Source organism: Paenibacillus sp. B1-35 (genome assembly GCF_050474385.1).
In the GTDB taxonomy this organism is placed as follows: domain Bacteria; phylum Bacillota; class Bacilli; order Paenibacillales; family Paenibacillaceae; genus Paenibacillus_B; species Paenibacillus_B alvei.
In genome coordinates, this window is sequence record NZ_JBCHVJ010000001.1 from 1,286,187 (window position 1) to 1,310,524 (window position 24,338).

General features: G+C 45.6%; 29 protein-coding genes. All 29 read right to left on the reverse strand.

The annotated features are described in order from the left end of the window. Nucleotides 1–8 precede the first annotated feature (8 nt). Nucleotides 9–857 carry a menaquinone biosynthesis protein gene (locus tag ACQ5BJ_RS05450; RefSeq protein WP_005546919.1) on the reverse strand — a complete coding sequence of 283 codons (849 nt, stop codon included), beginning with the start codon at nucleotides 855–857 and terminating at the stop codon, nucleotides 9–11. Next, nucleotides 820–1,464 (reverse strand): UbiX family flavin prenyltransferase, encoded by a 645-nt coding sequence (locus ACQ5BJ_RS05455; RefSeq protein WP_005546917.1) that lies wholly within the window; start codon nucleotides 1,462–1,464, stop codon nucleotides 820–822. The genes ACQ5BJ_RS05450 and ACQ5BJ_RS05455 overlap by 38 nt, the downstream gene beginning before the upstream one ends. Next, entirely contained in the window at nucleotides 1,461–2,330 is an 870-nt protein-coding gene (locus tag ACQ5BJ_RS05460; protein ID WP_005546914.1) for a UbiA-like polyprenyltransferase, read from the reverse strand. The genes ACQ5BJ_RS05455 and ACQ5BJ_RS05460 overlap by 4 nt, the downstream gene beginning before the upstream one ends. After that, nucleotides 2,323–3,060: a demethylmenaquinone methyltransferase gene (locus tag ACQ5BJ_RS05465; protein ID WP_005546912.1), complete on the reverse strand. Its 738-nt coding sequence runs from the start codon at nucleotides 3,058–3,060 to the stop codon at nucleotides 2,323–2,325. Before ACQ5BJ_RS05465 ends, ACQ5BJ_RS05460 begins: the two co-directional genes overlap by 8 nt. A 67-nt stretch (nucleotides 3,061–3,127) precedes the next feature. Then, the gene (locus ACQ5BJ_RS05470) at nucleotides 3,128–3,961 is read right to left on the reverse strand and encodes a heptaprenyl diphosphate synthase component 1 (RefSeq protein ID WP_005546909.1); all 834 of its coding nucleotides are present in this window, start codon (nucleotides 3,959–3,961) and stop codon (nucleotides 3,128–3,130) included. A gap of 109 nt (nucleotides 3,962–4,070) precedes the next feature. Then, nucleotides 4,071–4,646 carry a hypothetical protein gene (locus ACQ5BJ_RS05475; protein ID WP_430109002.1) on the reverse strand — a complete coding sequence of 192 codons (576 nt, stop codon included), beginning with the start codon at nucleotides 4,644–4,646 and terminating at the stop codon, nucleotides 4,071–4,073. A gap of 154 nt (nucleotides 4,647–4,800) precedes the next feature. After that, entirely contained in the window at nucleotides 4,801–5,025 is a 225-nt protein-coding gene (gene mtrB / locus ACQ5BJ_RS05480) for a trp RNA-binding attenuation protein MtrB (protein ID WP_005546907.1), read from the reverse strand. 369 nt (nucleotides 5,026–5,394) lie between these two features. Then, nucleotides 5,395–5,667: an HU family DNA-binding protein gene (locus ACQ5BJ_RS05485; RefSeq protein ID WP_005546905.1), complete on the reverse strand. Its 273-nt coding sequence runs from the start codon at nucleotides 5,665–5,667 to the stop codon at nucleotides 5,395–5,397. A 213-nt stretch (nucleotides 5,668–5,880) separates the two neighbouring features. Then, nucleotides 5,881–7,509 carry a sugar ABC transporter ATP-binding protein gene (locus tag ACQ5BJ_RS05490; RefSeq protein ID WP_326847681.1) on the reverse strand — a complete coding sequence of 543 codons (1,629 nt, stop codon included), beginning with the start codon at nucleotides 7,507–7,509 and terminating at the stop codon, nucleotides 5,881–5,883. A 224-nt stretch (nucleotides 7,510–7,733) separates the two neighbouring features. Beyond that, nucleotides 7,734–9,212 carry a stage IV sporulation protein A gene (gene spoIVA / locus ACQ5BJ_RS05495; protein WP_005546901.1) on the reverse strand — a complete coding sequence of 493 codons (1,479 nt, stop codon included), beginning with the start codon at nucleotides 9,210–9,212 and terminating at the stop codon, nucleotides 7,734–7,736. 450 nt (nucleotides 9,213–9,662) lie between these two features. Further along, nucleotides 9,663–10,406 (reverse strand): hypothetical protein, encoded by a 744-nt coding sequence (locus ACQ5BJ_RS05500; RefSeq protein ID WP_005546899.1) that lies wholly within the window; start codon nucleotides 10,404–10,406, stop codon nucleotides 9,663–9,665. A gap of 56 nt (nucleotides 10,407–10,462) precedes the next feature. Continuing rightward, nucleotides 10,463–10,819, reverse strand: coding sequence for a 2Fe-2S iron-sulfur cluster-binding protein (locus tag ACQ5BJ_RS05505; RefSeq protein WP_005546897.1), 357 nt, complete (start codon nucleotides 10,817–10,819; stop codon nucleotides 10,463–10,465). A gap of 75 nt (nucleotides 10,820–10,894) precedes the next feature. Beyond that, nucleotides 10,895–11,497 (reverse strand): hypothetical protein, encoded by a 603-nt coding sequence (locus tag ACQ5BJ_RS05510; RefSeq protein ID WP_430109006.1) that lies wholly within the window; start codon nucleotides 11,495–11,497, stop codon nucleotides 10,895–10,897. A 70-nt stretch (nucleotides 11,498–11,567) separates the two neighbouring features. Continuing rightward, entirely contained in the window at nucleotides 11,568–11,867 is a 300-nt protein-coding gene (locus ACQ5BJ_RS05515; protein ID WP_005546894.1) for a 2Fe-2S iron-sulfur cluster-binding protein, read from the reverse strand. A gap of 65 nt (nucleotides 11,868–11,932) precedes the next feature. Further along, nucleotides 11,933–12,112, reverse strand: coding sequence for a DUF2768 family protein (locus tag ACQ5BJ_RS05520; protein WP_005546893.1), 180 nt, complete (start codon nucleotides 12,110–12,112; stop codon nucleotides 11,933–11,935). 152 nt (nucleotides 12,113–12,264) lie between these two features. Beyond that, on the reverse strand, nucleotides 12,265–12,537 hold the full coding sequence (locus ACQ5BJ_RS05525; protein ID WP_005546892.1) for a stage VI sporulation protein F: 273 nt from the start codon (nucleotides 12,535–12,537) through the stop codon (nucleotides 12,265–12,267). Between the two features lie 101 nt (nucleotides 12,538–12,638). Beyond that, nucleotides 12,639–13,673, reverse strand: a complete 1,035-nt coding sequence (locus tag ACQ5BJ_RS05530; protein WP_430109010.1) for an NAD(P)H-dependent glycerol-3-phosphate dehydrogenase — start codon at nucleotides 13,671–13,673, stop codon at nucleotides 12,639–12,641. Continuing rightward, the gene (gene plsY / locus ACQ5BJ_RS05535; RefSeq protein ID WP_430109012.1) at nucleotides 13,663–14,277 is read right to left on the reverse strand and encodes a glycerol-3-phosphate 1-O-acyltransferase PlsY; all 615 of its coding nucleotides are present in this window, start codon (nucleotides 14,275–14,277) and stop codon (nucleotides 13,663–13,665) included. Before plsY ends, ACQ5BJ_RS05530 begins: the two co-directional genes overlap by 11 nt. A 12-nt stretch (nucleotides 14,278–14,289) precedes the next feature. Next, the gene (gene der, locus ACQ5BJ_RS05540) at nucleotides 14,290–15,612 is read right to left on the reverse strand and encodes a ribosome biogenesis GTPase Der (protein WP_005546889.1); all 1,323 of its coding nucleotides are present in this window, start codon (nucleotides 15,610–15,612) and stop codon (nucleotides 14,290–14,292) included. A gap of 113 nt (nucleotides 15,613–15,725) precedes the next feature. After that, entirely contained in the window at nucleotides 15,726–16,328 is a 603-nt protein-coding gene (locus ACQ5BJ_RS05545; RefSeq protein WP_430109015.1) for a hypothetical protein, read from the reverse strand. 108 nt (nucleotides 16,329–16,436) lie between these two features. Next, the gene (gene rpsA, locus ACQ5BJ_RS05550) at nucleotides 16,437–17,651 is read right to left on the reverse strand and encodes a 30S ribosomal protein S1 (protein WP_005546887.1); all 1,215 of its coding nucleotides are present in this window, start codon (nucleotides 17,649–17,651) and stop codon (nucleotides 16,437–16,439) included. A 138-nt stretch (nucleotides 17,652–17,789) separates the two neighbouring features. After that, nucleotides 17,790–18,377, reverse strand: a complete 588-nt coding sequence (locus ACQ5BJ_RS05555) for a lysophospholipid acyltransferase family protein (protein WP_163978132.1) — start codon at nucleotides 18,375–18,377, stop codon at nucleotides 17,790–17,792. A 12-nt stretch (nucleotides 18,378–18,389) separates the two neighbouring features. Continuing rightward, nucleotides 18,390–19,082, reverse strand: coding sequence for a (d)CMP kinase (gene cmk, locus ACQ5BJ_RS05560; protein WP_430109019.1), 693 nt, complete (start codon nucleotides 19,080–19,082; stop codon nucleotides 18,390–18,392). A gap of 474 nt (nucleotides 19,083–19,556) precedes the next feature. Further along, nucleotides 19,557–20,201, reverse strand: coding sequence for a flagellar brake protein (locus tag ACQ5BJ_RS05565; RefSeq protein WP_005546879.1), 645 nt, complete (start codon nucleotides 20,199–20,201; stop codon nucleotides 19,557–19,559). 94 nt (nucleotides 20,202–20,295) lie between these two features. After that, complete coding sequence (ypeB, locus tag ACQ5BJ_RS05570) at nucleotides 20,296–21,636, reverse strand: germination protein YpeB (RefSeq protein WP_262866611.1); 1,341 nt, start codon at nucleotides 21,634–21,636, stop codon at nucleotides 20,296–20,298. Nucleotides 21,637–21,748: 112 nt separating this feature from the next. After that, nucleotides 21,749–21,898 (reverse strand): hypothetical protein, encoded by a 150-nt coding sequence (locus tag ACQ5BJ_RS05575; RefSeq protein WP_005546874.1) that lies wholly within the window; start codon nucleotides 21,896–21,898, stop codon nucleotides 21,749–21,751. A 78-nt stretch (nucleotides 21,899–21,976) separates the two neighbouring features. Further along, nucleotides 21,977–22,696: a glutamic-type intramembrane protease PrsW gene (gene prsW / locus ACQ5BJ_RS05580; RefSeq protein ID WP_163978166.1), complete on the reverse strand. Its 720-nt coding sequence runs from the start codon at nucleotides 22,694–22,696 to the stop codon at nucleotides 21,977–21,979. A gap of 343 nt (nucleotides 22,697–23,039) precedes the next feature. Continuing rightward, entirely contained in the window at nucleotides 23,040–23,660 is a 621-nt protein-coding gene (locus tag ACQ5BJ_RS05585) for a genetic competence negative regulator (protein WP_005546868.1), read from the reverse strand. Nucleotides 23,661–23,863: 203 nt separating this feature from the next. Next, complete coding sequence (locus tag ACQ5BJ_RS05590; protein ID WP_005546867.1) at nucleotides 23,864–24,310, reverse strand: hypothetical protein; 447 nt, start codon at nucleotides 24,308–24,310, stop codon at nucleotides 23,864–23,866. Nucleotides 24,311–24,338: the final 28 nt, after the last annotated feature.

Sequence of the window (24,338 nt, forward strand, 5' to 3'; positions counted from 1 at the left end):
GCCTTCACCTAACCAACCGTATTTTCCGACCAAAGTTCCAAATGAACTTCGTGATCTATAAGTCCTAACTCATACGCATATTGAAAATAAAGACGGAGGCCCTCTTGCTGCGGCCTTCCGAAATCATAGTTCAATTGAGAAAAATAGTGGCGCCAGTACATTGTCGTTCCACCGATCGAACGTACCGCATCCTGGACAAGCGGCTCAGCATTGCGAATACTTATATGCTTGCTCGCCTCGAATGCCTGTACAATGCGTTCAATATCAGCTGGATAGCGCTGAATGGCTTCCTTGCGTACAGCCCACACGGCAAAGGTCATCCAATGTCCTGTCCACTTATGCCATAACTCTCCAAGATCTATGACCTCATAAGCAGTGTTGCTCCACGAAGCCCGGATTGCATGGTCTCCAATTAACAAGGCAGCATCCGCTTGCTCCATCATTTGTTCCAAGTCAGGATCGAGCGAAACGTACCTCGGACTAGCTCCATAAAACTTGGAAGCAATAATCTTCATCAGGTTAATGGATGTCGCGGAAGATGTCGTTAACGCGATTGTTCCTTGCAGCGCCTCCTGAAGCGACCTCTTTACGAATAGCAGTATCGAATTTACCCTGCCATACGCGCTAACTGATAAGTTCGGAAAAAGCGCGTATTGGCTTGAAGATACTCCATATGCGAAGGCCGATATCGGCCCCATATCAATTCTTCCTTCGGCCATTGCCCTATTTAGGGTTGAAGGCACTGCAGGAATCATCTCAACACCAGCATGCAAGCCTGTTGGGCGGAAATGATAAAAGATCGGCCACACATTCGTGTAATCAATTCGGCCGATCCGAATCTTCGATTGTGTGTGCATCCGAATCCCCCCACCTTGTGAACAACTGATGCTCGATGTTCATGCAGTCCAACACTTTGCCAACAAGGAAATTAATTATATCATCCAATGTCTTCGGATGATAGTAAAATGCTGGCATTGCAGGCACAATGCGGACGCCCATATTCGCGAGCTTCAGCATATTTTCCAAATGTATGGCATGCATAGGCGTCTCACGCGGAACGATAAGCAGCGGACGGCCTTCCTTCATCATAACGTCTGCGGCCCGTCCCATCAGATTATCGGAAGCACCGTGTGCAATCGATGAGAGTGTGCCCATGGAACAAGGCATGATTACCATGCCCTGCACCCGATATGAGCCGCTTGCAATGCTTGCTCCAATATCTTGATTCGGATGATACGTAACGCGATGGGACAGCTCTCCGAACGCCTGCTCAATTGCCTGCTGACGCTTCGTAACATTCCAGCCAAGCTCCTCCTTCAACACACGCCATCCTGCATCCGAAACGATTAGATGCACTTCGTAGTCTGCTTCCAGCAAAGACTGAATCAGCCGCACACCGTATATTGCACCGCTTGCTCCGGTGATTCCCACTACATAATGCTTCCTAGAAGGAGCAATCATCATTTCATCACCACCAAGTCAATGAGCGTAAAGCAAAATACAACGATACTGAGTACGCCGTTCATCGTAAAGAAAGCCGTGTTGAGCTTACTCAAATCGTGAGGCTTTACAAGCAAATGCTCATAAATGAGCAATGCACTAGCAATAACCGTACCAACGATATACCACCAGCTTAATTGCGTTAAAAATAATAACAGGATAAATCCAAATGCCGTTGCAATATGAAATCCTCTTGCAATCCACAGCGACTTCGCAATACCAAAGCGTACCGGTATCGAATTTAGGCCTTCCTTCTTATCGAACTCATAATCCTGACATGCATAAATAACATCAAATCCTGCTGTCCACAACGACACGGTTAAATAAAAGATGAGAGCCGGGGCATTAATTTCATTCGTTACAGCTACCCAGCCGCCAAGCGGAGCTAATGCAATCGTAAGCCCCAGCACAACGTGGCACAACCATGTGAACCGCTTCGTAAAAGAATAAAAGACAAGCATAAAAACAGCAATCGGAAGCAGGTACACAGATAGCGGCTCTAAATTGGCCGCAGCCCAAAATAAAAGACCGAATGACACGGCCGTAAATAATATCACTTCTCCAGCTTTCAGCAACCCCGCTGGAATCGCTCGATTGGCAGTTCTCGGATTCTTCGCATCGATAGCCGCATCAATCAGTCGATTAAGCGCCATTGCGGCACTTCGAGCACCGAACATCGCCATTAGAATCCAGCCCCACTCAGGTAGGGTCGGGAAGCGCTGATGTACAACCATCGCTCCCAATAGTGCCCCCATGAACGCGAATGGAAGAGCAAAGATGGTATGCTCGAACTTAATCATTTCTAAGAATATACGTACTTTTTTAAACATGTTCATTCCCCTTCGTGCCGATGTGAAGAGCGGCAATCCCGCCGAAGAATGGATATGCTTGTACACGTTCAAGTCCATTGTCTCTAAACATCTGTTCTAACTCCTTGCGGCCAGGGAACGTTACCAGTGACTCAGGAAGCCACTTATACTGCTCGTACCGTTTCGCTATTAACTTACCAAGCAGCGGCAGCACATGGCGGAAATAAAAATAATAAATCCCCTTGAACGGCTGCCAAGTCGGCTTGCTTAGCTCTAGGCATACAACTTGTCCACCTGGCTTAACAACCCTGCGCATTTCACGAATGACCTGTTCAAAATCCGGGACATTGCGCAAACCAAATCCAATGGTCACATAGTCGAAGCTGCTGTCTGAAAAAGGAAGCTCCATCGCATTTCCCTCTACAAGCTCAACTTGGCTGTTCAGCCCAGCTTCGTCAACCTTCTTCTGACCGACGGCCAGCATATTTGAACTGAAATCCAGCCCCGTAATCTTGCCTGTACCGCTTGCTTCTGCGAGTTGGATGGTCCAATCACAGGTTCCGCAGCACAAATCCAACGCGGTTTCCCCCTGCTTCATATCCATCTTGCGCATCGTGAAATTGCGCCAAGCCTTGTGACGTCTGAAGCTCAGTATATCATTCATGATATCGTATTTCGGAGCGATACTTTGAAATACTTCTTGAACATAATGTTCTTTAGTCTTGCCAGTCTTTGGCGAATGTGTCTCCACGATCTGTCACCTATTCCTTTCTCCGCCGAACGTATCGTCGATCTATTGGAGTTGAACGCTAACTCATTCACAGACGGGGTAGAGCTAAGAATGCGCCGAGACGCTGTCTTGTGTTCTTATCTAGCGGCAAAGCTACCGCTAGCGTATGCAGCTTGTCTCGCGATACACGCGCCTGATAAGCAAGCTGTTCCCTCACCTCATACTTGGACATGAGCGCATTCCAGAACAACTCGTCATGCGTCTTGTGCTTCAATTTTCTTCGTTCATCATCTGTGCCTTGCTGCCATACATGCCAGTAAGACCAGCTTCCTTCAAATCGAGCGAATTGATCCGCTCGTTCCTGCTCTCGTTCTAACACTTCGAGCTCGGTCATCGCATCAAGCAGTTCTTCCCAGGTTGGGACATCCTCTTGATTCATTTGAGCATTGAAGGATTGGAACAACAGCTTCTTCAGCGTAACGCTCGACCGCAAGTATTCTTCTGCGGTCATCGTCCAATGCTTCATCTTGTCTACTACCGTCATCTTTAAACGATTAATATCGCATACCGCTTGGCTCAAGGTGCGCACCGCATCAATCTGAGCTTGCTGTGCAAGCAAGTTATAGAAGCGGCTGCTAAAGTAATCCCCAGCCAATACCTTGAGCTGACGAGAGCGCAAGTTACGATCGTTATGCTCTTCCGCGGCCAATTCGATCGTATCGTGCGTGTCTAATCCAATCTGCACGAGCGATGTAACTAATGCAAATAATTCACTATGTTCCGCTGTTGGCTTGCTGCGGTTTAAAAAGGCGAACATCAGCTCCACTCTTGCGTTAGGAAACGCAGGTAGTTCCGTGTGCGCCTGGATCATGTCATGTTCAACATACCGCTTAGCCAATTGCGAGATATGATAACCATTCATCTGCTGCCTCCGACTGTACCGGTTAGTCATCCATACGGATGTCGCAATCTAAATCATTATAGCATATGTTTAAAGTGATAGGACAACATTTCTTCGTTTATCCAGTATGTCAAGACTTTACCTCTTCCTCCATGCCAGCATCGGGAAACTGTCGCTCCCAATGAGGCGTATGTATGACGCGCCATGCATCTTTAAGCTGCTTTGGCATAATTTCTTTCGACTTTTGCAACAGTTTCAAGCTCTCCGCGTCTACTTGAGCACGCAATGCATCCATGCCAAGCAGCACATATTTCTTCTTGGCCATGTCGTCTTGAATCACAACGCGCAGTTGCAGCCGATCTACATTGCTCGTTTGCATGAAGGCAAAGCGAAGAAGCTCATACATATCATTATAAATAATTTCTGGATGAACAATTGTGGCGGCAACCTTTACATCAACCGCCAATTTTCCGGAGTGCCAAGACACACGACTGAACTTCAATTGCAAGGGAAGCTCTGACAAATAATCCACAACCTGCTCAGAGCTGAGCTTGATTATACCCGGCGAAGGTGTAAATACTGCCACATCCTTATGGGGATCAGGCTTTTGAGCCCCCATTGAATACAGCAGCCCTAATCCTAGCGGCAGCATAATCGTAGCGAAAAGTACCGAGACCATTGTTCGATATCGATGCAAATCCTTCATTTCGAAATGTGCACCTCCACAAATTGTAGATCCATACAATACAACACTCCAGATAACAGACAGTGTCGACTTTCAAAGGTATGTCCATACCTCATGTCTATAAAGAAAAAAAGCAGGCTATGCCTGCTCTCTCATAAAAACTGTAAAATTCAAACTATTCTTCTTTATCGGTATGAATCATACCGTGCTTCGTCATGACAACCGCTTTGCCGCGGATCTTAATCGCAGAAGTGTGATCTGTGAACTGAGCCACGAGCACTTCATTCTTGTCCAGCTTCTCCGTATGATGGAATTTCGTATCCGTTCCTCGTGTCAGGCCGATCACCTGAACCCCCTGATCTTTCGCCTTTATCACGATAAAGTCATTTTGTGTCTCCAACTTGTTAACCTCCCAGCCTATGTATTAGCTTCCCAGTAGCATTACCATGTGAATCCCCAAGCTTCGGGCATACTATTAGTGTAGCATGTTTCATCTAAAAAAGGAGATACTACAATGCACCCAGCACAATTACAATCCAGCCAGCTCCAGCAGCTTCAGCAATGGGAAGAGCAACTCAGCCAGTCAAGTGGACAGCGTATTGTACTGGTTGCCTATAGTGACAGTGCACACAGCAGAAACACTGTTAGAACTGGTTTAGAGCAACACACTCCACAACTCCCTCTCTGAAAAGGCGCAGAAGCCGCGACATCATGTCGCGGCTTCTGCCTCACTTGCGTTCCCCTATTAGACAAAAGTATGTAAGTTCACTTATTTGATGCCATCTTTAAGTGCTTTGCCTGGTTTGAACGCAGGGATTTTGCTTGCAGGAATTTCGATCTCCTCACCCGTTTGCGGGTTGCGGCCTTTGCGAGCGGAACGTTCGCGCACTTCAAAGTTACCGAATCCTACCAATTGGACTTTGTCGCCATTCTGAAGCGCGTTCGAAATTGCTTCGAATACAGCATCAACAACCTTAGTCACATCTTTCTTGGACAATTCTGTAGCTTCAGCCACTTCAGTTACCAATTCAGATTTGTTCATTTCTGTTCACCTCCTGATTCAAGTATGCATCGTTATCCATTTTTTTCACTGTTTCTCTTAAATTTATACCTGATCGTCAGCAAAACAGCGCAATACACAATATCCAATCTGTTTCCAAATCGGTCACAGAACAAATTTATAGTAATATACCGTTCTCACAAATGCAAGTAGGGAGTGAGTAACAAAGTGATTACAGTGTATCTTCTTAACTTCTTACCGCGTACCGCACACCGTTCGATCTCCATCGTCTCGCAATCTCTTCCCAGCAGAAGCATAGAACAGCAGTTGCTCCTCCGTAGCTTCACCTCGGTTGAATAGCTTCACCATTTCCCCATCATACATAACAACAATACGATCACCCACCATTAAAGCCTCATACATATCGCTTGTAAAGTAGATGATTCCCCTGCCTTCATCCGACAACTGGCCAATAATACGGAAAATTTCATTTTTTGCCCCTACATCTATACCATTTGTCGGTTCATCAAGCACAAATACATGCGCATCCGTATCCAGCCACTTTCCAATTGCAATTTTCTGTTGGTTACCTCCGCTTAAGTATTTCACTTTCTGCTTCGTGGATGCAGCTTTAATGTCAAGTTGTTTCATTACCCGCTCAGCTAATATTCGCTCCCGTGCAGTAGATACAAAGCCGGCAGTGCAATAATTGGGCAATGATGAAATACAAAGATTGCTCTGTACGGACTCGTCCATAAATAAGCTGTACTTGCGGCGCTCCTCAGGAACAAGCACAATGCCTGCATGAATGGCGTCACGCACAGAATGGGGCCGAAGGATATGTCCATTCAGAGTCATCTCTCCGGTGTCGCACGGTTCAGCCCCCCCAAGGATACGGGCAAGTTTTGTTTTCCCTGATCCAACTAGGCCAACAAATACAAGAATTTCACCTCTCCTCAATTCAAAACTTACATTTTTTAACTTTTTCCCGCATGTAATCCCTTGCACTGTCAACAGCACTTCACTGCCAACCGAGGAATTCATTGGAAATTCCTCATCCAACGTTCGATCCAGCATGCATTGAATTGCTTCCTTGGGACATATTTCAGAGATCGGAGAACTAAGAACCAATTCCCCATCACGCAAAATCGTAATTTTGTCACACTGCTGAAACACCTCCGCTAATCGGTGGGTAATAAACAGAACAATTACCCCCTGATCCCGAAGTGAACGCATAACAGCAAATAACCGTTCAGATTCCTCAATGCTTAGCGATGCGGTCGGCTCGTCAAATATGACAATTTTGGCTTGATTCATAAATATCCGGGATATGAGCACCATCTGTTTCTCAGCTAAGGTGCATTCCTCCACTCTTTGTGAAGGAGAGATCATAAACCCTAAATCATCCATGATTGCAGCAGCTCTTTTTTTCAGATTCGCTGGGCGAACCCAACAAGAACGATTGCCCATGCTTAAATCATCCATCATAATGTTCTCAGCCACCGTCAGATTAGGAACAAGTGCGACATCGACTTCCTGATATACACAGTGAATGCCATGCCTCTTTGCATCTGCTGGGGATTGAATCGATAGTTGTTCACTCCCAAGCTGGATGACTCCGACATCAGACTGACATGCGCCTGACAATATATTCATCAACGTACTCTTCCCCGCTCCATTGGAGCCAACAAGAGCATGAATTTCACCGCTTGCTGCAGTAAAGTTGACTTGCTTTAGAACGGATACCCCGTTATACGACTTCGTTATTCCAAGCATGTACAAATTTGAATCCAATTCAAATTGACATTGGCCTGCCGCACCCGTATCGGAGACATGCGCGGAACGTATGCTTGAATCTACAGGCGCTTTCCATACGCTGCTCATTTCAATCCCGCCTCTTGACTTTACTGATCCTTCTTTTATTTATAGACAGATGGTTAAAATCCCACATTTTACCGTTAACGGCATTATTCTTAAATATAACCGCTTCTTTCGAGTCTGTAAATTCATTTAGCGATAAAATATTGATGATTTTTTTGTTGTTCCACGCAAAAAAACTAAGCTGCATGTTCCTTGCGGAACTGCAGCTTAGGCAAATTGCATAGCCATTATAGAATGATAGCGATGAGACCTCCTGAGCCTTCGTTGATAATACGGCCCAATGTCTCTTGAAGCTTGTAACGAGCATTGTCTGGCATCATAGCGATTTTGCCTTGTATGCCTTCACGTACGATGGAATGAAGCGATCTGCCGAAAATATCAGATTCCCATATCTTCGTTGGATCATTTTCAAAATCCTGCATCAAGTAACGCATCAACTCTTCGCTCTGCTTCTCTGTCCCGATAATTGGAGCAAATTCAGACTCTACATCGACGCGAATCATATGAATCGAAGGAGCCGTTGCTTTTAGACGTACTCCGAAGCGTGAGCCTTGACGAATAAGTTCCGGCTCATCGAGTGCCATTTCGTTCAAGGTAGGTGCTGCAATTCCGTAACCCGTCGTCTTGACCATTTCAAGCGCATCTGCGAATCGGTCGTATTCCCGCTTCGCATGCGCGAATTCCTGCATCAGTTGAAGCAAATGATCCTTGCCTCGTATTTCTACCCCGACCACTTCCATCAGGATTTGGTCGTATAATTCGTCCGGCGCGTACAAGTCAATCTCAGCAACGCCTTGACCCATGTCCATTCCGCTCAATCCAGCTCTGGCAATGAAATCATACTCCATAAATTGCTGTACAACACGGTCAACGTCTCTTAGTCGTCTAATATCCTTGACCGTATCCCGCACGGACGCCTCATAGCTGGAGCGCAACCAATGATTGTCGTTCAATACCATTACCCAACTAGGCAAATTGACGTTTACTTCGTGAACTGGGAATTCATAAAGTACTTCTCGCAATACGCCCATTACATCTTCTTCGCCCATCGTTGCCGCACTAAGTGCCATTACCGGTATGTCGTATTTAATCTGCAGCTCATTACGCAGTGCAATTGTCTCTTCGCTGCGGGGTTTTGTCGAGTTAATAATCAGCACAAATGGTTTGCCGACTTCCTTCAACTCTTCAATAACGCGCTCCTCAGACTCGATGTACGAGCTTCGTGGAATCTCCGCAATCGTACCGTCTGTGGTCACGACAACACCTAGTGTAGAATGCTCTTGGATGACTTTACGCGTGCCGATTTCAGCCGCTTCCTGGAATGGTATCGGCTCTTCGAACCACGGCGTATTAATCATGCGTGGTCCATTCTCATCTTCGTAGCCTTTGGCCCCAGATACCGCATAACCTACGCAGTCTACTAGTCGAACATTTACATCCAAGCCTTCTGCTACTTTAATTTGAACTGCATTATTCGGAACGAATTTTGGCTCGGTCGTCATAATGGTCTTGCCAGCAGCGCTTTGCGGCAATTCATCCACTGCTCGAATGCGGTCGGATTCGTTCGTGATATTAGGCAATACGACCGTTTCCATAAATCGTTTGATGAACGTCGATTTCCCTGTGCGGACCGCACCGACGACCCCGAGGTAAATATCCCCGCCGGTACGCTCGGCTATGTCCTTAAAAATGTCCACTTTCTCCAATTGATATCCCCTCCTCAAATTTTTCCGACGGACTACGAGACAACGTTCGCCTCTCGCCCTTCAGAAACGATTGGCACCGTTGCTAGGATTGAGCTGTTGCCGTTGTCGCCAGTGTTCGCCGCCGAGATTTCACGTCGTACAAGGGCATTTCGACGCAACTCGTACATGCTTTTGGACTAGTAACATCTTATTTGCTAGACGGCATAAATATGCCCCTCACACAAAACATTTTTGAAAATGATTCTGTTCTAGTAGAAAGTAATGATATCCTTCGCGGGTGACCCCCTATTGGGCACGTACGTAGAAGGTAATAAATATTCGCCTTCCAAATCAGATATATGATGTTAGAAACGAAGTATGCCATATATTGCACATAGATTCGCAAACCAAGCCTATTTACATACAAAAAAGGCCAGTCGAAACGACTGACCTAAATTTCATTTTATGATTTCACGATTTGGAAGTCTCTACTTGTGGAACAGGCGCACCCTTGCTCCATTTGTAAGCGACAGACTTAACCGGTACATAGAAGGAAGCATCCGTGAGCATAGGCCGCAGATCTTTTTCTTGCCCAGACGGCTGTATCTTAGAGGCATCTATTAGCTGCATGATGTCCTGCGCATAATCCGCATAAACTCTTCCTTGATCATCCATCATGAACTCCAGCACTCTGCGGCTGAATGGACTGTGCACCTCTGCTGGACGTACACTAATTAATTGCTCATCAATCCGATAGAATCCAGGATAGATCTCCTCCTGCTTCGGCAGTGTTCCCTTGGATCGCTTATATGAGTCGATGGCACGAGTAAGATCGTTGACTCGCTGAGAGGTGAGCAAGTCCATTACCTTCACCTTTGGATTCGTTTCTTCATCAATGATCAGATAAACACCCGATCCGCCGGACTCAAACGCACTTCCAGGGATTGCACTAAGCAGATCTCTTCGCTTGAGCAAATCAAAATTAACGCGAAACTTTTCATAACGCGGAACACTTTCATCACTACTAATTAGCGGAAGCAATCCTGAATCCTTTTGGTACTGTTCCACCGCATTTTGGACAAGCAGCACACCTTCACGAACCGATTGTTGGCTCTCTTTGCGCTGATCTTTGGGATATAGACATCCCTGAAGCGTCATGCTAATAATGATGAATAGTGCGATGCATCCGATTTTCCTACCCGAACTCAACCACATTTCCTCCTCATTTATCATCCCATACTAGGGGCTATAACAGTCCTTTTTATCCGCCGTCACCATAATCTGTCTTCTTCCTGTTCCGCAAGTTTGCGACGGATAAGTTCTTTCAATGGATCCTCTGGCACTTCTACCGTTACTGTGCCCGTCTTCCCTGTGAGCAGCGTTTGGCACGATAATCGAAGCCCTTGCGGGGAACTAATGCCAAGCTTATTGCATTCTGCTAACGTAGGTTCCCCGAGTATTCCATCCACGTCAATCGCTACATTCACTTTACACATTAGGCAGCCTGCCTTCCCGCTGCATCTTGTACGGATCGCAACACCTGCTCTCCGCGCTGCGTCCAATACCGTCATCGAACGCTTAACCTCCCACACCTTTCCAGAAGGCTCAAACCGCACTATCGTCCCCATAATCGTCAGCCCCTTTCCTCACAGTTGACTGGGCTATCATACGGCTCTTTCTGTAGTCATCAAATTCAAATTTTATTAACCAAAATGAGCTTTTATATTCGGGCACCGCCCACCTACTAAAGCCGCCATATACTCCGGTGCAGAGCAATTCGCCAATACCGCACTCATAGCAGCGATATGCTCTTCTGGGGCGGTATTTATCACCCGCGCTATCGAGGAGACTCGATCCTCCCGCTGTCGCAAAATATTGAACACCAGTTCATGTGCAAGAGGCATTAGCGCAATGCTGGAATGAGCGATTTCATACGTGATTCGATGGTTCCACAATGAATCGTGTATGATTGTCTTATATTGGCAATTCGGGGTGGTGACGATGAACTGTCCGACCAGTTCAACAGGAACCTCTTCGATTTGGTAATGGCTTAATAACGAACGATATGTGAGCGTTTCATTCCACTCCGGAACGTCGATAGCAAATAACTTCCATTGTTCCTGCAGCCGTTTTGCATCGATTTCGTCCGCATATATATCTACATCCCGTGGCTCCCGCCCAAGCGATACTCCCTGCAATGCCAATCCGCAGCTTCCACCTAGCATCCAGTGCTTCGTATCCTTATCCACCGACTCTGTTAGTTGTTCAATTGTATCCATTATAGGTACGGATAATGATAATATCATGCCAATTGCTCCATTCGATTTGAATCATGCTCACTCATCCAGGCTGTCAGCCAAACGAATGATGTATGTATTAGAAATATGGCTTATGTACTGCCCGAATGAAGCCATCTGCCTCTGCAACAACCTGACAAGAAAGACGATAGCCCTGTTCGAACTCTTCTTCCCCCATACGATTCCATTCTGCATCCGTTACTTCAGATACATATTCATGTCCTACTTCAATCAAGCAGCGGCAACGTGCACAAGTCCCCCGCGTACAAGCATAATTCCAGTCCACACCTGATTCCTTGGCCGCATCAAGTAGTGTGGTGCCTACGGGAACTGAAATGTTAGCTTGCTTCGTCTTGCCTACAAATAGGATGTCCACCATCCTCAATCACACTCCTTCATCGCCCCATCGTCCATTACGAGTTAGAGAGCTTGTATGTTGTGCGCTTACATAATAGAGAAAAACCCATATACCATGCCTGCAAGCAGCATAATGAACGCAATAAGCGAAAGAATGCCTCGAATCCAGCCTCTCGTCTTACTTCTGGCAAAAGCAATGAGCAGTGCGGAAAAGGCCATCAGACCAATTCCAATAAAAGATACCCACATTTTTGTCATACTGTCCATTTTCCCGATTCTCCCATTCATTCAAACTGCTCTCATTATACCATTCGATGAATTAGAAGAGAAACGTTTTACAACAACAAACACAAAAAAACGACACAACATGCCTTATGGCTGTCGTGTCGCTTTCTTTCATGCGAAACTGATTGCAGCGGCTATTTCTTCATCAATTTCATCAATGCTTCCAGGTTGTTCGCATTTACTCCGCTCTTCTTTACGGTGCTGACAATATCATTTATCGTCGATTCGGAGACCGGGAGTTTAGCCATTGCAGCAACTTGTTTAATCAACTGCCGCAATTGCGCCTCATTCTGCATCGTTGAAGGTTTCACCGTACCTGCAAGCTTTTTAATCTGATTTTCCGTTATATTCTTGCCTGACTTCTTATTGATGGCATTCAATGCATCCTTCGGAAATTTATTCGACATATCGCCCCTCCTCGGGTCTGTACTCTCTACAGTGTATGTCATCATAATTAAGAAGGTGAAAGATTATTCATCAATAATAGAGCTCATACAAGCCTATGAATCTACGATGACCAATTCGAAGTGGCAACTTCTTCAATTTCATTCTTCCGAACTCGCCCCATCAATCGTTCAACCGCTGTCTTCGGGTCACGTTTTTCGAACAATACGCGGTAAAGCTGTTCTGTAATTGGCATCTGAACTTCAAAGCGCTCTGCTAGAGAATGAGCCGCTTTCGTCGTTCGAATCCCTTCGACGACCATCCCCATATGCGATAATACTTCATCCACCGCCATACCTTGACCAATCAGCGAGCCTGCTCTCCAGTTACGGCTATGTCTGCTCGTACAGGTTACAACGAGATCTCCGACACCAGCTAGGCCAGCAAACGTCATCGGATTGGCTCCCATCACAACTCCCAGCCGTGCAATCTCAGCCAATCCACGCGTTAGAAGTGCAGCTTTCCCATTATCTCCGAACCCTAGCCCATCAGATAAACCTGCGCCTAAGGCGATGATATTTTTGAGCGCGCCGGCAAGTTCAACGCCGAGCACATCTGGATTGGTGTATACTCGGAAGAAAGACTCATTCATGAATAAATCCTGCGCTTGCTCAGCAGCCTTCGTACTTGTCGAAGCGACCACCACAGTCGTCGGACATTGCTTAACAACTTCCTCGGCATGGCTAGGGCCTGATAACACAGCAATACGATCAGCACTGCATGCAAGCTCTTCTTCGAGAACCTCAGACATCCGCTTTAATGTTTCCGTTTCAAACCCCTTCGTCGCATGTACAATAACCATATCGTCCGTCAGATGCGGCTTTATCATACCCGCCACTTGGCGCATTGCTGCAGATGGCGCAACCACAACGCATGCCTTCGCTCCGTTCATAGCCTCTTCTACCGAGTTGGTTGCCCGAATTCCAGCATGCAGCGTTACATTAGGCAAATATTTTTCGTTCGTATGCCTAGAATTGATTTCTTCTGCTTGTTGTACATTTCTCGTCCATAAGTATACATCATGTCCATTATGTGCGAGAACTTCACTCAAGGCAGTACCCCAGCTCCCTGCTACGAATACAGCAACTTTAACGGACACGAGATACGCCCCCCTTACTGGAGCCCAGTCGATTTTCCGTTCCTTGTACCAGCTTTACAATATTGCTCCGGTGACGATAGAACGCAAATACACAGAGGAGCAGACTTCCCCAAAAAATGCTCCAATCGTAACCGAACAGCAAGATGAAGATCGGGGTTAGACCAGCAAAAAGCAATGATCCTAACGAAACATAACGTTTCCAAGCAATTGATGCAATCGCAATAATACCCGCACATAGAGCTGGCAAAAATGCTAATACAGCCAATACCCCAATTGTGGTAGCAATGCCCTTCCCACCGCGAAAACGGAAATAAATCGGCCAGTTATGGCCTACGATAGCGGCAATTCCGCACAAAACCATAACCCAAGTGCTGTCCGATAGCAAATAGCCCATCAGAACAGCTACCATTCCTTTGGCTGCATCAAGCAGAAGCACACCAATAGCAGGCCCTTTGCCCAATACGCGCAGCGTGTTGGTTGCTCCTGCATTTCCACTTCCGTGCTGACGGATATCGATACCACGAAGCCATTTTCCAATAAGAAGGCTAAAGCTGACTGAACCGAGAAGGTAACTCAATGCAATTGCGATAATAGATAGCGTCAATTCCGCTCGCTCCTAACTTTCGTCGGATTTCCGGCGTGTAAATATCCGGATCGGTGTCCCTTCAAAGTCGAACGCTGCACGGATACGATTTTCTAAATATCGCTCATAGGAGAAGTGCATCAGTTCAGGATCATTTACGAACACGACAATCGTTGGCGGCTTAACCGCAACTTGAGTCGCATAATTGATTCTGAGACGTCTTCCCTTATCCGTTGGTGGCGGATTATAGGCGACAGCATCAGTTACAACGTCATTTAACAAGTGTGTTGGAATGCGCTTCGCGTGCTGCTGAGCAACATGTTGTACGACAGGAAGCAGTTTATGTAAACGCTGCTTAGTCTTCGCAGATAAGAACACAATTGGTGCGTACGTCATAAATAAGAAATGGTCGCGAATCTTGGTTTCGAATTGGTGCATGGTCTTATCATCTTTATCAACGACATCCCATTTATTGACGACGAACAGAACTGCCTTGCCTGCTTCATGAGCATATCCTGCAATATGTTTGTCTTGTTCAATAATTCCTTCTTCACCATTAATGACAACCAGAACGACATCTGCCCGCTCAATCGCCTTCATCGAGCGCATAACACTGTATTTTTCCGTTGTTTCGTATACTTTGCCGCGCTTGCGCATACCAGCTGTATCTATCAGTACGAATCGCTGATCATCCTTCTCGAAGGGGGTATCGATCGCATCGCGTGTTGTTCCTGCCACATCGCTGACAATGACTCGCTCTTCGCCGAGTATCGCGTTGACAAGCGAAGATTTACCGACATTCGGTCTGCCAATCAGGGCAACCTTTATTACATCTTCACCATATTCTTCATCCGATAAATCCGGCAAATTATTTACGACTTCATCAAGCAAATCGCCAATCCCTGTTCCATGAGATCCCGAAATTGGAACCGGATCTCCAAAGCCAAGGCTGTAGAATTCATAAATGTCATCCATACGACTCATGTTGTCGACTTTATTTACCGCTAGAACGATCGGCTTGCCTGAGCGGAACAACATTTGTGCAACTTCTTCATCCGCTTGCGTTACGCCGGACTTCGCTTCACACATAAATACAATTACATCTGCTTCCTCAATAGCCAACTCCGCTTGCACACGAATGGAACGCAGCATTTCATCTTCACCGTAAACTTCGATTCCGCCTGTGTCAATAATGTTGAACGGTTTACCATTCCACTCACCCGTCCCGTAAATACGGTCACGTGTTACACCAGGCTTGTCCTCCACTATAGCCAATCGGTCGCCGATGATTCGGTTAAATATAGTGGACTTGCCGACATTCGGCCGCCCGACAATGGCAACAATGGGTTTTGCCATGCATTTCACTCCTTCATAATTTGCAACTATACACGTACATCATCATATCAAAAAAAGCGGTTCTTGGCTAACGGAATTGGTTGAAACACTTATAGATTCCGCATTTTTCCGTATTATTCGGAGCCAATAAGTCCTCTTAAGAACTTTCCTCTAATCCACTCCAACATAGCAGACAGCAAACGAACGATCAAAAATGTCAGCCACCATACATCCTGAACTTGCCCTTCCCCAGCAGATATAAGCGAATGCAGACGCAAATGAACTAGAACTTCCCCTAACGTTAAACCGAACGTCAAAGTCATCCATTGCATACTCCATTCTGTTGTAAACAAAAGCATATAGCAGGAGAAAACTCCTGCAATCAACCAAAAATGATATAACGATTCTGACATTTGCAGGGAAAAACGACTCAACAACTCAAGCCACATCCAAATAGCCGCAACCATAGCTGTATGTCCACACAATGCCAACAATTGGCTAAGCGTTTGCTTGCGAAGCAGCAGGATCGCCATTATTATCCACCACAGCCATGCACCATTGATCTGATGTCCATAGGCCAGCATGAATGTCCAATTTCGTAGAAGCAGCCAGCTGAGTCCGATCACGATTACCGTTGATTTCACAGCAGCAGGGAACAGAGACATTCGCCACCCACTTGCCACTAAGATTGCAAAGCATATCCATACCGCGACGGCCAACACCCCTGACGACGTCATCGAAACAGCAGCTCCTTCCTTGTTTGATGCTATTATTTGAAGCGCGTAACAAAAATAAACGGCGAACTCCGAAGAGTCCGCCGGTATTAAAAAAGGTAAAGATTTATGTTAGTTTTTGAACTTGTTCAACATATCGCCGAAACGTTCACCAAGCGTTACGCTCATTGCCTGATTTGTCAGCGATACATTCGGATTGTTCAGTTCTTCCTTTACTTTCTTCTCTGGCTTCGGAGCTATAGCAGGAGCTTCTTCTGTTTCCTTGATGCTCAAGCTTACACGCTTCTCAGCAGGGCTGAAATCAAGTACTTTCACTTGGACAGTTTGACCTTGTTTCAATACTTCATAAGGTGTAGCTACATGACGGTGTGCGATTTGGGAGATGTGAACCAAGCCTTCAACTCCTGGAGCCACCTCAACGAATGCTCCGAAATCAACCAAGCGCTTTACTTCACCAGTCAGGATATCACCAGTCTTAATGTTGCTGCTCGCTTGTTCCCAAGGACCAGGCTGAGTCGCCTTAATACTCAAGCTGATTTTCCCGTTAGCCGGATCAACCTTCAATACTTTGACTTTAACCTTTTGACCTTCGGATACAACATCAGAAGGCTTCTCAACATGGTTCCATGCCAATTCAGACACGTGAACAAGTCCATCTACGCCTCCAACATCAACGAACGCACCGAATTGCGTCAAGCGTTGAACAGTTCCTTCGAGTTCTTGTCCTTCGGTTAAGCCTTCCATAACACGAATTTTGTTAGCTTCGAATTCTGCTTCCAATACATCCTTTTGGGAAAGGATGAGCTTGTTGTTTTCACGGTCGATTTCTTTAACTTTTACCCGGAGCGTACGTCCCTTGTAATCGCTGAAATCTTCAACGAAATGACGTTCAACCATGGATGCAGGGATGAATGCACGAACGCCAACATCAGCTACAACGCCGCCTTTTACAACATCAGCGACTGTTACTTCGAAAACATCTTGTGCTTCGAAATGCTTCTGCATATCGTCCCAAGCCTGTTCGCTGTCCACTTGACGCTTGGACAGAACAAGACGTTCCTTCTCATCGTCAATGCTAACAACCTTGCATTCAACTTCTTGGCCCACTTCAACCACATCTGCAGCATTGTCAACCGATACTGCAGTCAGCTCGCGTACAGGAATGATGCCATCGTATTTATAGCCAATGCTTACTACTGCTTGATTGTCATCGATTTTGACGATTGTGCCTTTGACGGTATCGCCTTTCTTCAAGGAAACGATGTTCTCCAACGCTTCTTGGCTTGCCGTTTCGGCAGTTTCGTTAACTTTTGTTTCTTCAGACATGTGAAATACCTCCTCGATTGAACCCCATTTATTCAAAACCCGCTTCAAAAGAAGCAGAGTTCCTTACAACTAATGGTTGTTGCATACCAGAAAATAATACCTGTAGTATCATACCATTGAAGAAAAAACATGCATGAATTATGATGAAGCCGTTTCTTCATGTATTATTCGATGGATATGTTCCATAATGCGGTCAGTCGCCATTTCCAGCCCACCACTGCCCTGCTCTAACAAGTCCGACATATCGATTGGCGGGCCATATACGACTTTTGTTTTGCGAAACAGCTTATATTCTCCAATAACAGCTACGGGAACTACAGCTGCCCCACTCTTCAAGGCAATCATCGCAGCACCCTTCTTCGCAGCAACTGCACCATCCGTATTGCGTGTTCCTTCAGGGAAAATGCCCATAATATCTCCATCGCGCAGCAAATTGAAAGCCGTACGAATAGTCTCTTTCCCAACTCCACCACGCTTGACCGGAAATGCTCCCAGACCATGAATAATCTTTCCAAGCACCGGTACGTCGAAAAGTTCAGCCTTCGCCATAAAGCGAACCTTGCGATCCAACATAATTCCAATCGCTGGCGGGTCTAACAAGCTTATATGATTGGAGCACAGGACTACACCGCCCTCTTTGGGCACGTAATCCTTTTTTTTCGCTTCTAGCCGGAACAAAATCCGATACAATACTCGAAGCACTGCTCTTGCAAACGTATAGAACATAATAGCTACAGCTCACCAACTCTTTTGTAAATTCGCACGCTCAACGATCGTGGCTACCACATCATCAATAGTCATGCCTGTCGTATCCAGCCGTACGGCATCATCAGCTTGACGGAGCGGAGATACCTCACGAGTCTCATCCTGCCGATCACGATCTGCAATTTCTCGGATGAATTGCTCAAGAGTAGCATTCTCCTTGTCCTTCCATTCTGCATAACGTCTGCGGGCACGCTCCTCTACGGAAGCTGTAATGAACCACTTTAATTCTGCATCAGGAAGCACATGTGTGCCGATATCTCGTCCATCCATAACCACACCTTTACGAGCTGCCATTTGACGCTGCATATGTACAAGCTGCTCACGAACAACTTGGGACTTGGCATAATCAGATGCTAAACGGCTAATTTCAGATGTGCGGATGCTATCTGTTACGTCTTCGCCATTCAAAATGACGAATTGCCGCTCGCCTTCTGGTATCAGTTCCAAAGTTACACGCTTCAGCTCTTCGGAGAGTGCCGATGACGCTTCAGGTTGAATGCCTGCTCGCGACATGTGCAAGGATATTGCCCGGTACATCGCACCAGTATCAATGTATATATATCCAAGTTCACGCGCTACTAGGCGAGCAACCGTGCTCTTCCCAGCTCCTGCAGGCCCGTCGATGGCAATATTAATGCGATGTCTGCTATAATCTGACTGTGTCAACGGGTCTGACTCCCTTCGTAGAAAAACATTACTTTATCATTCAAGAAAAAAGCAGGCATTGCCTGCGACGTGAAAATTATACCACACATAGAATAGGGATGCAAAAAGGTAATCATCGTATATCTATTTTCCTCGTGCCACTACCAGAGATGCTCCCCTCATTTAGCATAAGGATGAAAAGGGATCCCTTCCAGCTTATCTACAGGAGACAACCACTGGCGGGAAGCCCCCCCCAATAGAAGGCATTGGGCAATGACAACACTAATAACAAGTACTAATAAAGCACGAATCAGCCATTTAGAAGCCAAACTGCAAAGCTCTATTCGACTAATATGCCTGCGAAAAGAACGTCCTGATACTTCACGATTCCACTTTTCCTGTCGACTTTGCAAGAGGAGTCACCTCTTCGTTCATTTTGGAAGTAGTATGGCAACCTTGCATTCAACCTATGCACAGCTTACAGATATTAATATGCTATTTACGTAAATCCAACTGTCGTTCAAAACAATAGCGAATTAGCCTTTGCTGTTCGACATTTGCAATTTGCTCGAACTTAAGCATCACTAATTGACGATGTTCCTCCATTGGCTGAACACGAACAATATGGCCAGTAAACGGAACATGTTCTATTGATCCATTGCGAAAAGGCACAGCAATCCAGCAATGCAGCACTTGGGATTCGCGCAGTCCCCATTTGAAATCTGTTGTAAATGAGAGACCTCCTCCGCTAATATCCTCTGTAAGTGCCAGGAACTTCACGCCATCAGTTGTACGAATTGCCATCTCCAAAAATGCTTGAATACGCAAATAATTGCGCCGCTGCATTTGTGTCAGCCAATGAGGCTCTGGTTTTCGGATTGACATCATTGGAATTGTATCCTGTCGTCTTCCCATGACTTGCGAACGGAAATTCCATTTCGTCCCATCGGATTGAGAAAAATATATATCAAGTTCATCGCCATTGGAGAACAAACCATACTTTCCTGTTTCCTCCGATAGCGGAATCTCCATCCATAGTAGTTGTTCATTTACCTCTGTTACTCTCGCCTTATAGGTTAGCCCTTCCGTTTTTTCACGAATTAACTGTACATACAAGGTATCGTTGACGTTCGGCAGCATTTGCTTCCCCTCCAAGAAGATTATACCATGATAGCAGAATACTAAAAGGAAAAAGGTTCCAATCCCTTGTAGGAATTGGAACCCCTGCATTACACTACGATTTTAACATCTTCATTTCTTCGATTTGCTCTTCTGTGCCATTTTCAGCATTGATGAATATGCGATACGCGCCACCATTAATTTTGCCTCCGAATTCATAACAGAGCACTTCCTCGGAAAGATCATTTTTGATGAGCGACATGCGATCATATAATATGTTCATGCTTGGATTCAGCATAGCTTGTGCCTCTTTTTTACCCAAAGTCGGCTTGCCCACCTTGCGTTCCTTGTCTTCATATACAAAATCCGCCGCTTGCAAGCCTGTCACTTCGCCATTGTCCAGTGCAACACGCGCCGTAACCTGCTGCGGATAAATATAGACACCATCGGCTACAGGCACAAGAGTATAGCTTCCCGTATTGTTGTACTCATCATATCGAACAGCAGCCATGTCCGGATAACCATTTTTCTTCAGGAACTTCTTGGCTGCTTGCTCTCCTTCAGCCATCGTCAGCTTTTTTTTGCCTACATGGCGTGTGTCCATATACGACATAAGGAAGCCCTGATTTGTATAGTCGAGTGTTAGTGCACTGCCATCGTCTTTTAACTTCGTGAATACCGTATAGGACTCGTAGTCGGTTCCTTTACCATTCTTTCTTACTTGTACAGGCTCATTCGGTTTTTTAACCAAGAATTTTTCAGCTTTTTCTTTAATTTGCTGCTCCGATAAGGGATTGCCTTTCAGCATTTTCACAGAACGCTTTGTATATACGCTGGAAATCGAAGGCCCCCAGTTCAGTTCTGGATATGCGCTCACCTTTTTATCTACGGTTTTAAATCCGTCGATGATCGTATTATCCATCGTTTTTTGCTCGGACGCCATTGCTGTTTCAACATCCATCCAACGTAGATTGTCTTTTAACACCTTGTTTTGAACCTGCTGTAAATCCTGTGAGATTTGCGCTGCATTTTGGTGCAGCGTCTTGAGTATTTTTACCTCATCATCACTGAGCGGCTGTTTCGTCAAATCCCGGACGGCAGCTCGGTAAGAAAAATTAGAGATACGCGACAAAAAATCTTCTGTCTTGTTAAATGGCAGCAGTGTCAAAGGTAGCTGACTAATCTCATTTTGCGCTTGACTCGTAATTCGCCATACATTGACAAGACCTTTCCGATGCATCCCTTGCGACTTGGAGTTTACTGCAAGTGTCTGCCCCAGTTCGGAATGAAGCTTATCAACATGATAGGTCAAATCATGGAAGGCACGCTGGTATTGGTTCTCTGCCTTAATCAATATAGAGTTCTTCTCTTGATGTTCTTGATATCCCCATACAATCGCTCCAACAAATAAGAGCGCAAAAATAGGAAACATCACCGCACTTAATCGTTTATACATGGTACAAACGTCTCCCTTCACAGCAACTTGTACATCATAGTGATGTTAGTTTGTTGGATATGAGGGAGGTTTATGCATCGATTCCCATTATTGCACTCTTATATCGAAGTCATCATATTGGTTCTTCATCAATATGGAATGCATCCCGATTATCACAGATGCACTGCTTGAAGCCGGTTTCAATTCGACCTTTTTCCCGTTTGCCACGAAGAATGAATTTTTCACCGCAGCATTTGCAGCGAATGGTAACCTTCACCCTCACATGAGCCCTCCTTGCTTCCCTTGAACTGCGCCCGTTCGTGCCTCGCACAATTTGAGCTTGTAAATAATAGCATTCCCATTATTGCTCCACATTAACCTCTTCTTCTGAATTTACCATCCTAAGAGGAGAGCGGGCACTGGCTCTTCGTACCTTCCCCATGCCGAAATACCAGAGAAACAGCATTAAAGGTACTACGAACCATATCCAATAACGAGTCACTGTCATTAAAATCAGATCGTAAACTCCATGCCAGAACAAAGGAATTCCAATCGAGTACAGCAAATATTTTCGCGAACGACCGCCATAAAATTTCGCTTTCCCCATATAATAACCCATAATAACACCGAACAAGGCATGTCCGGATACAGGCAGCAGAGCACGCACAAGCATTTGGGAAAACGATGTTTGATTCAACCATGCGTACATGACATTCTCTATCGTGGCGAAACCGAGCGATACGGCAACTGCATACAATATGCCATCATAATGCTCATCAAATTCTACGTGATTGTAGATCATATGATACAACACAAACCATTTGACAAACTCTTCAACGCCAGAAGAGATAAAAAAGGAATAAATATATGGATTTTTGCCCCACCACAATACGAGGCCATGCTGAATAATCATGATCGGAAATACAATTAGAAACCCAAGCAGAAACACACGAATGACCATGTGAATCGGTTCATAATCGTAACGATCCTTCAAATAGAAATACGCCAGCAACGCAATACCAGGTGCGATTGCTGCTGTAAGCAAAGGAAAAATGGGTGTCGCAGCTTCACCAGATTGTATCGCCAACTGAGAAGTGTCCGCGACGAGCGTGCTAAGAGCAGTAAGCAAAGTCACCTTCACATCCTCCTTTGGCGACTAACTCTATGGTCGGTTAGATATCCGTAAAAGTTTGATATTGTAAGTATATCATACTGTTATGCGACAGCGCTTATTGTGTCGAATAATGTTGATGAAAACATACATCTGACTGATTTTATAATACAGAGTGTCCAATCAATCGCAAATTGCATATATTGGTTGACATAGCCTCCAGCGGGAAAAACGCAAAACAGGGAGCCCGAATTTTCCACTTCTCATGAAAAATCACAAGCACTCCCTGTTCACGGTCGCATATTACGCTGTATTATGCACGGCGCGGATTGAAATGTGTACAAGTAACGGCAATGGCATCCTCTGCAATGATACACTTTCCATACTCCTCCAGAACAGCTGTCGTCACTGACGCTGCTTCCCCATACTCAGCCATAATTGCAATAAAAGCTTGCAATCGCTGGGGATCCACATTCGTCGGTTCCGCATGGAAAATCCACTGTCCATTATATTGGTAGAGCGCACCTGGAACGGCAAAATTGCCATGAACCGTATGTGCCGCCTCGATGAAGTCTTCAAAATCCCGGAACGCGAATACGATCGTATCGCTCTCCTCAAGCGTAACTTCCATTTCATATACATCATCCAACTCGTCATCTTCGATGCCATCGCCATGACCTGACGCCTGGTTCCAGTGTGTTCGCGTTACGATGACAACCATCCCCTGTGCAGGCATTGCGAATACTTCCACGGCTAACGGTCCCGTCGCATCAAATCCGAGTTCGGTATACGCCTGATCCATCATCTCTGCGAACAATTCCTGCAGCTTAGACATCTCTCGCCACAAGTCGTCGCGTTTGATCCCGCGCTCAGACAAATCGTCGAACGTAAGGAAAATTCGAATCTTGTCTTGACTGATACGTTCGATCTTCATGACAGGACCCTCCTTTGCAACTTCGGTTATAACAGATTATGAAGCAACATATAATATGTGCTGAAAATGGTTCTATGTAATTCATGTTATCATTTCTTGCATGGATTTGCACTACATAAAATAGTTGACAGTATATTGATTGTATAAACACAAAGAAGCTGCCGACTCAATCGGCAGCTTCTTCCAATATCGATCTTCTACAATCAGTGGGTGGATTGATTTTCTTCAAACGGTTTTGTTCGCGGTGCAGCTTGCGACTTAGAAGCGTTGGATATTGTCGTAGTAGTGGTTTCCAGTTTTACAGCATTCAGATTGGATGGTGTTGGAGCCAGTCCATTTTCCCGTAAAATGGCATCCACCTTACGCTTCACTTCTGGATCGCGATCAATCAGTTCCTTAACCCGATCCAAACTGAACGCGTCAGACTTAGGCGCCTCTTTGGACATCTTCAAGTCGAGCAAGGAGGCAATATCCGGCATGCTTGCTGATGCATCCATAACCTTATCCTTCGCCTTGCCTACTACATCTTGAACGACATTGCCAGCAACTTGCAATCTGGACTGCAAATTAGCCAGCGAACGACGATCTGCCAAATACATCCCAGCCAAAATACCAATAGCAGCACCAGAAATGAACGATGTCACTTTCACTGTAGTTCCCTCCTTCAATTAGTTAGGA

What these genes read in the sequence shown, in the direction of transcription:
- ACQ5BJ_RS05455 (WP_005546917.1), bottom strand. Translation starts at nt 1,464, where the DNA reads ATGATGATTGCTCCTTCTAGGAAGCATTATGTAGTGGGAATCACCGGA.
- ACQ5BJ_RS05555 (WP_163978132.1), bottom strand. Translation starts at nt 18,377, where the DNA reads ATGTTCTATACGTTTGCAAGAGCAGTGCTTCGAGTATTGTATCGGATT.
- der (WP_005546889.1), bottom strand. Translation starts at nt 15,612, where the DNA reads ATGGCAAAACCCATTGTTGCCATTGTCGGGCGGCCGAATGTCGGCAAG.
- ACQ5BJ_RS05585 (WP_005546868.1), bottom strand. Translation starts at nt 23,660, where the DNA reads ATGAAGATCGAACGTATCAGTCAAGACAAGATTCGAATTTTCCTTACG.
- ACQ5BJ_RS05505 (WP_005546897.1), bottom strand. Translation starts at nt 10,819, where the DNA reads ATGGGGACGATAGTGCGGTTTGAGCCTTCTGGAAAGGTGTGGGAGGTT.
- ACQ5BJ_RS05525 (WP_005546892.1), bottom strand. Translation starts at nt 12,537, where the DNA reads ATGTCGAATAAATTTCCGAAGGATGCATTGAATGCCATCAATAAGAAG.
- ACQ5BJ_RS05470 (WP_005546909.1), bottom strand. Translation starts at nt 3,961, where the DNA reads ATGAATGGTTATCATATCTCGCAATTGGCTAAGCGGTATGTTGAACAT.
- ACQ5BJ_RS05565 (WP_005546879.1), bottom strand. Translation starts at nt 20,201, where the DNA reads ATGCTGCCGAACGTCAACGATACCTTGTATGTACAGTTAATTCGTGAA.
- rpsA (WP_005546887.1), bottom strand. Translation starts at nt 17,651, where the DNA reads ATGTCTGAAGAAACAAAAGTTAACGAAACTGCCGAAACGGCAAGCCAA.
- ACQ5BJ_RS05450 (WP_005546919.1), bottom strand. Translation starts at nt 857, where the DNA reads ATGCACACACAATCGAAGATTCGGATCGGCCGAATTGATTACACGAAT.
- ACQ5BJ_RS05490 (WP_326847681.1), bottom strand. Translation starts at nt 7,509, where the DNA reads ATGAGCAGCGTATGGAAAGCGCCTGTAGATTCAAGCATACGTTCCGCG.
- ACQ5BJ_RS05510 (WP_430109006.1), bottom strand. Translation starts at nt 11,497, where the DNA reads ATGATATTATCATTATCCGTACCTATAATGGATACAATTGAACAACTA.
- ACQ5BJ_RS05475 (WP_430109002.1), bottom strand. Translation starts at nt 4,646, where the DNA reads ATGAAGGATTTGCATCGATATCGAACAATGGTCTCGGTACTTTTCGCT.
- ACQ5BJ_RS05485 (WP_005546905.1), bottom strand. Translation starts at nt 5,667, where the DNA reads ATGAACAAATCTGAATTGGTAACTGAAGTGGCTGAAGCTACAGAATTG.
- ACQ5BJ_RS05520 (WP_005546893.1), bottom strand. Translation starts at nt 12,112, where the DNA reads ATGGACAGTATGACAAAAATGTGGGTATCTTTTATTGGAATTGGTCTG.
- ACQ5BJ_RS05515 (WP_005546894.1), bottom strand. Translation starts at nt 11,867, where the DNA reads ATGGTGGACATCCTATTTGTAGGCAAGACGAAGCAAGCTAACATTTCA.
- ypeB (WP_262866611.1), bottom strand. Translation starts at nt 21,636, where the DNA reads ATGTATAAACGATTAAGTGCGGTGATGTTTCCTATTTTTGCGCTCTTA.
- ACQ5BJ_RS05545 (WP_430109015.1), bottom strand. Translation starts at nt 16,328, where the DNA reads ATGACGTCGTCAGGGGTGTTGGCCGTCGCGGTATGGATATGCTTTGCA.
- ACQ5BJ_RS05460 (WP_005546914.1), bottom strand. Translation starts at nt 2,330, where the DNA reads ATGTTTAAAAAAGTACGTATATTCTTAGAAATGATTAAGTTCGAGCAT.
- ACQ5BJ_RS05500 (WP_005546899.1), bottom strand. Translation starts at nt 10,406, where the DNA reads ATGTGGTTGAGTTCGGGTAGGAAAATCGGATGCATCGCACTATTCATC.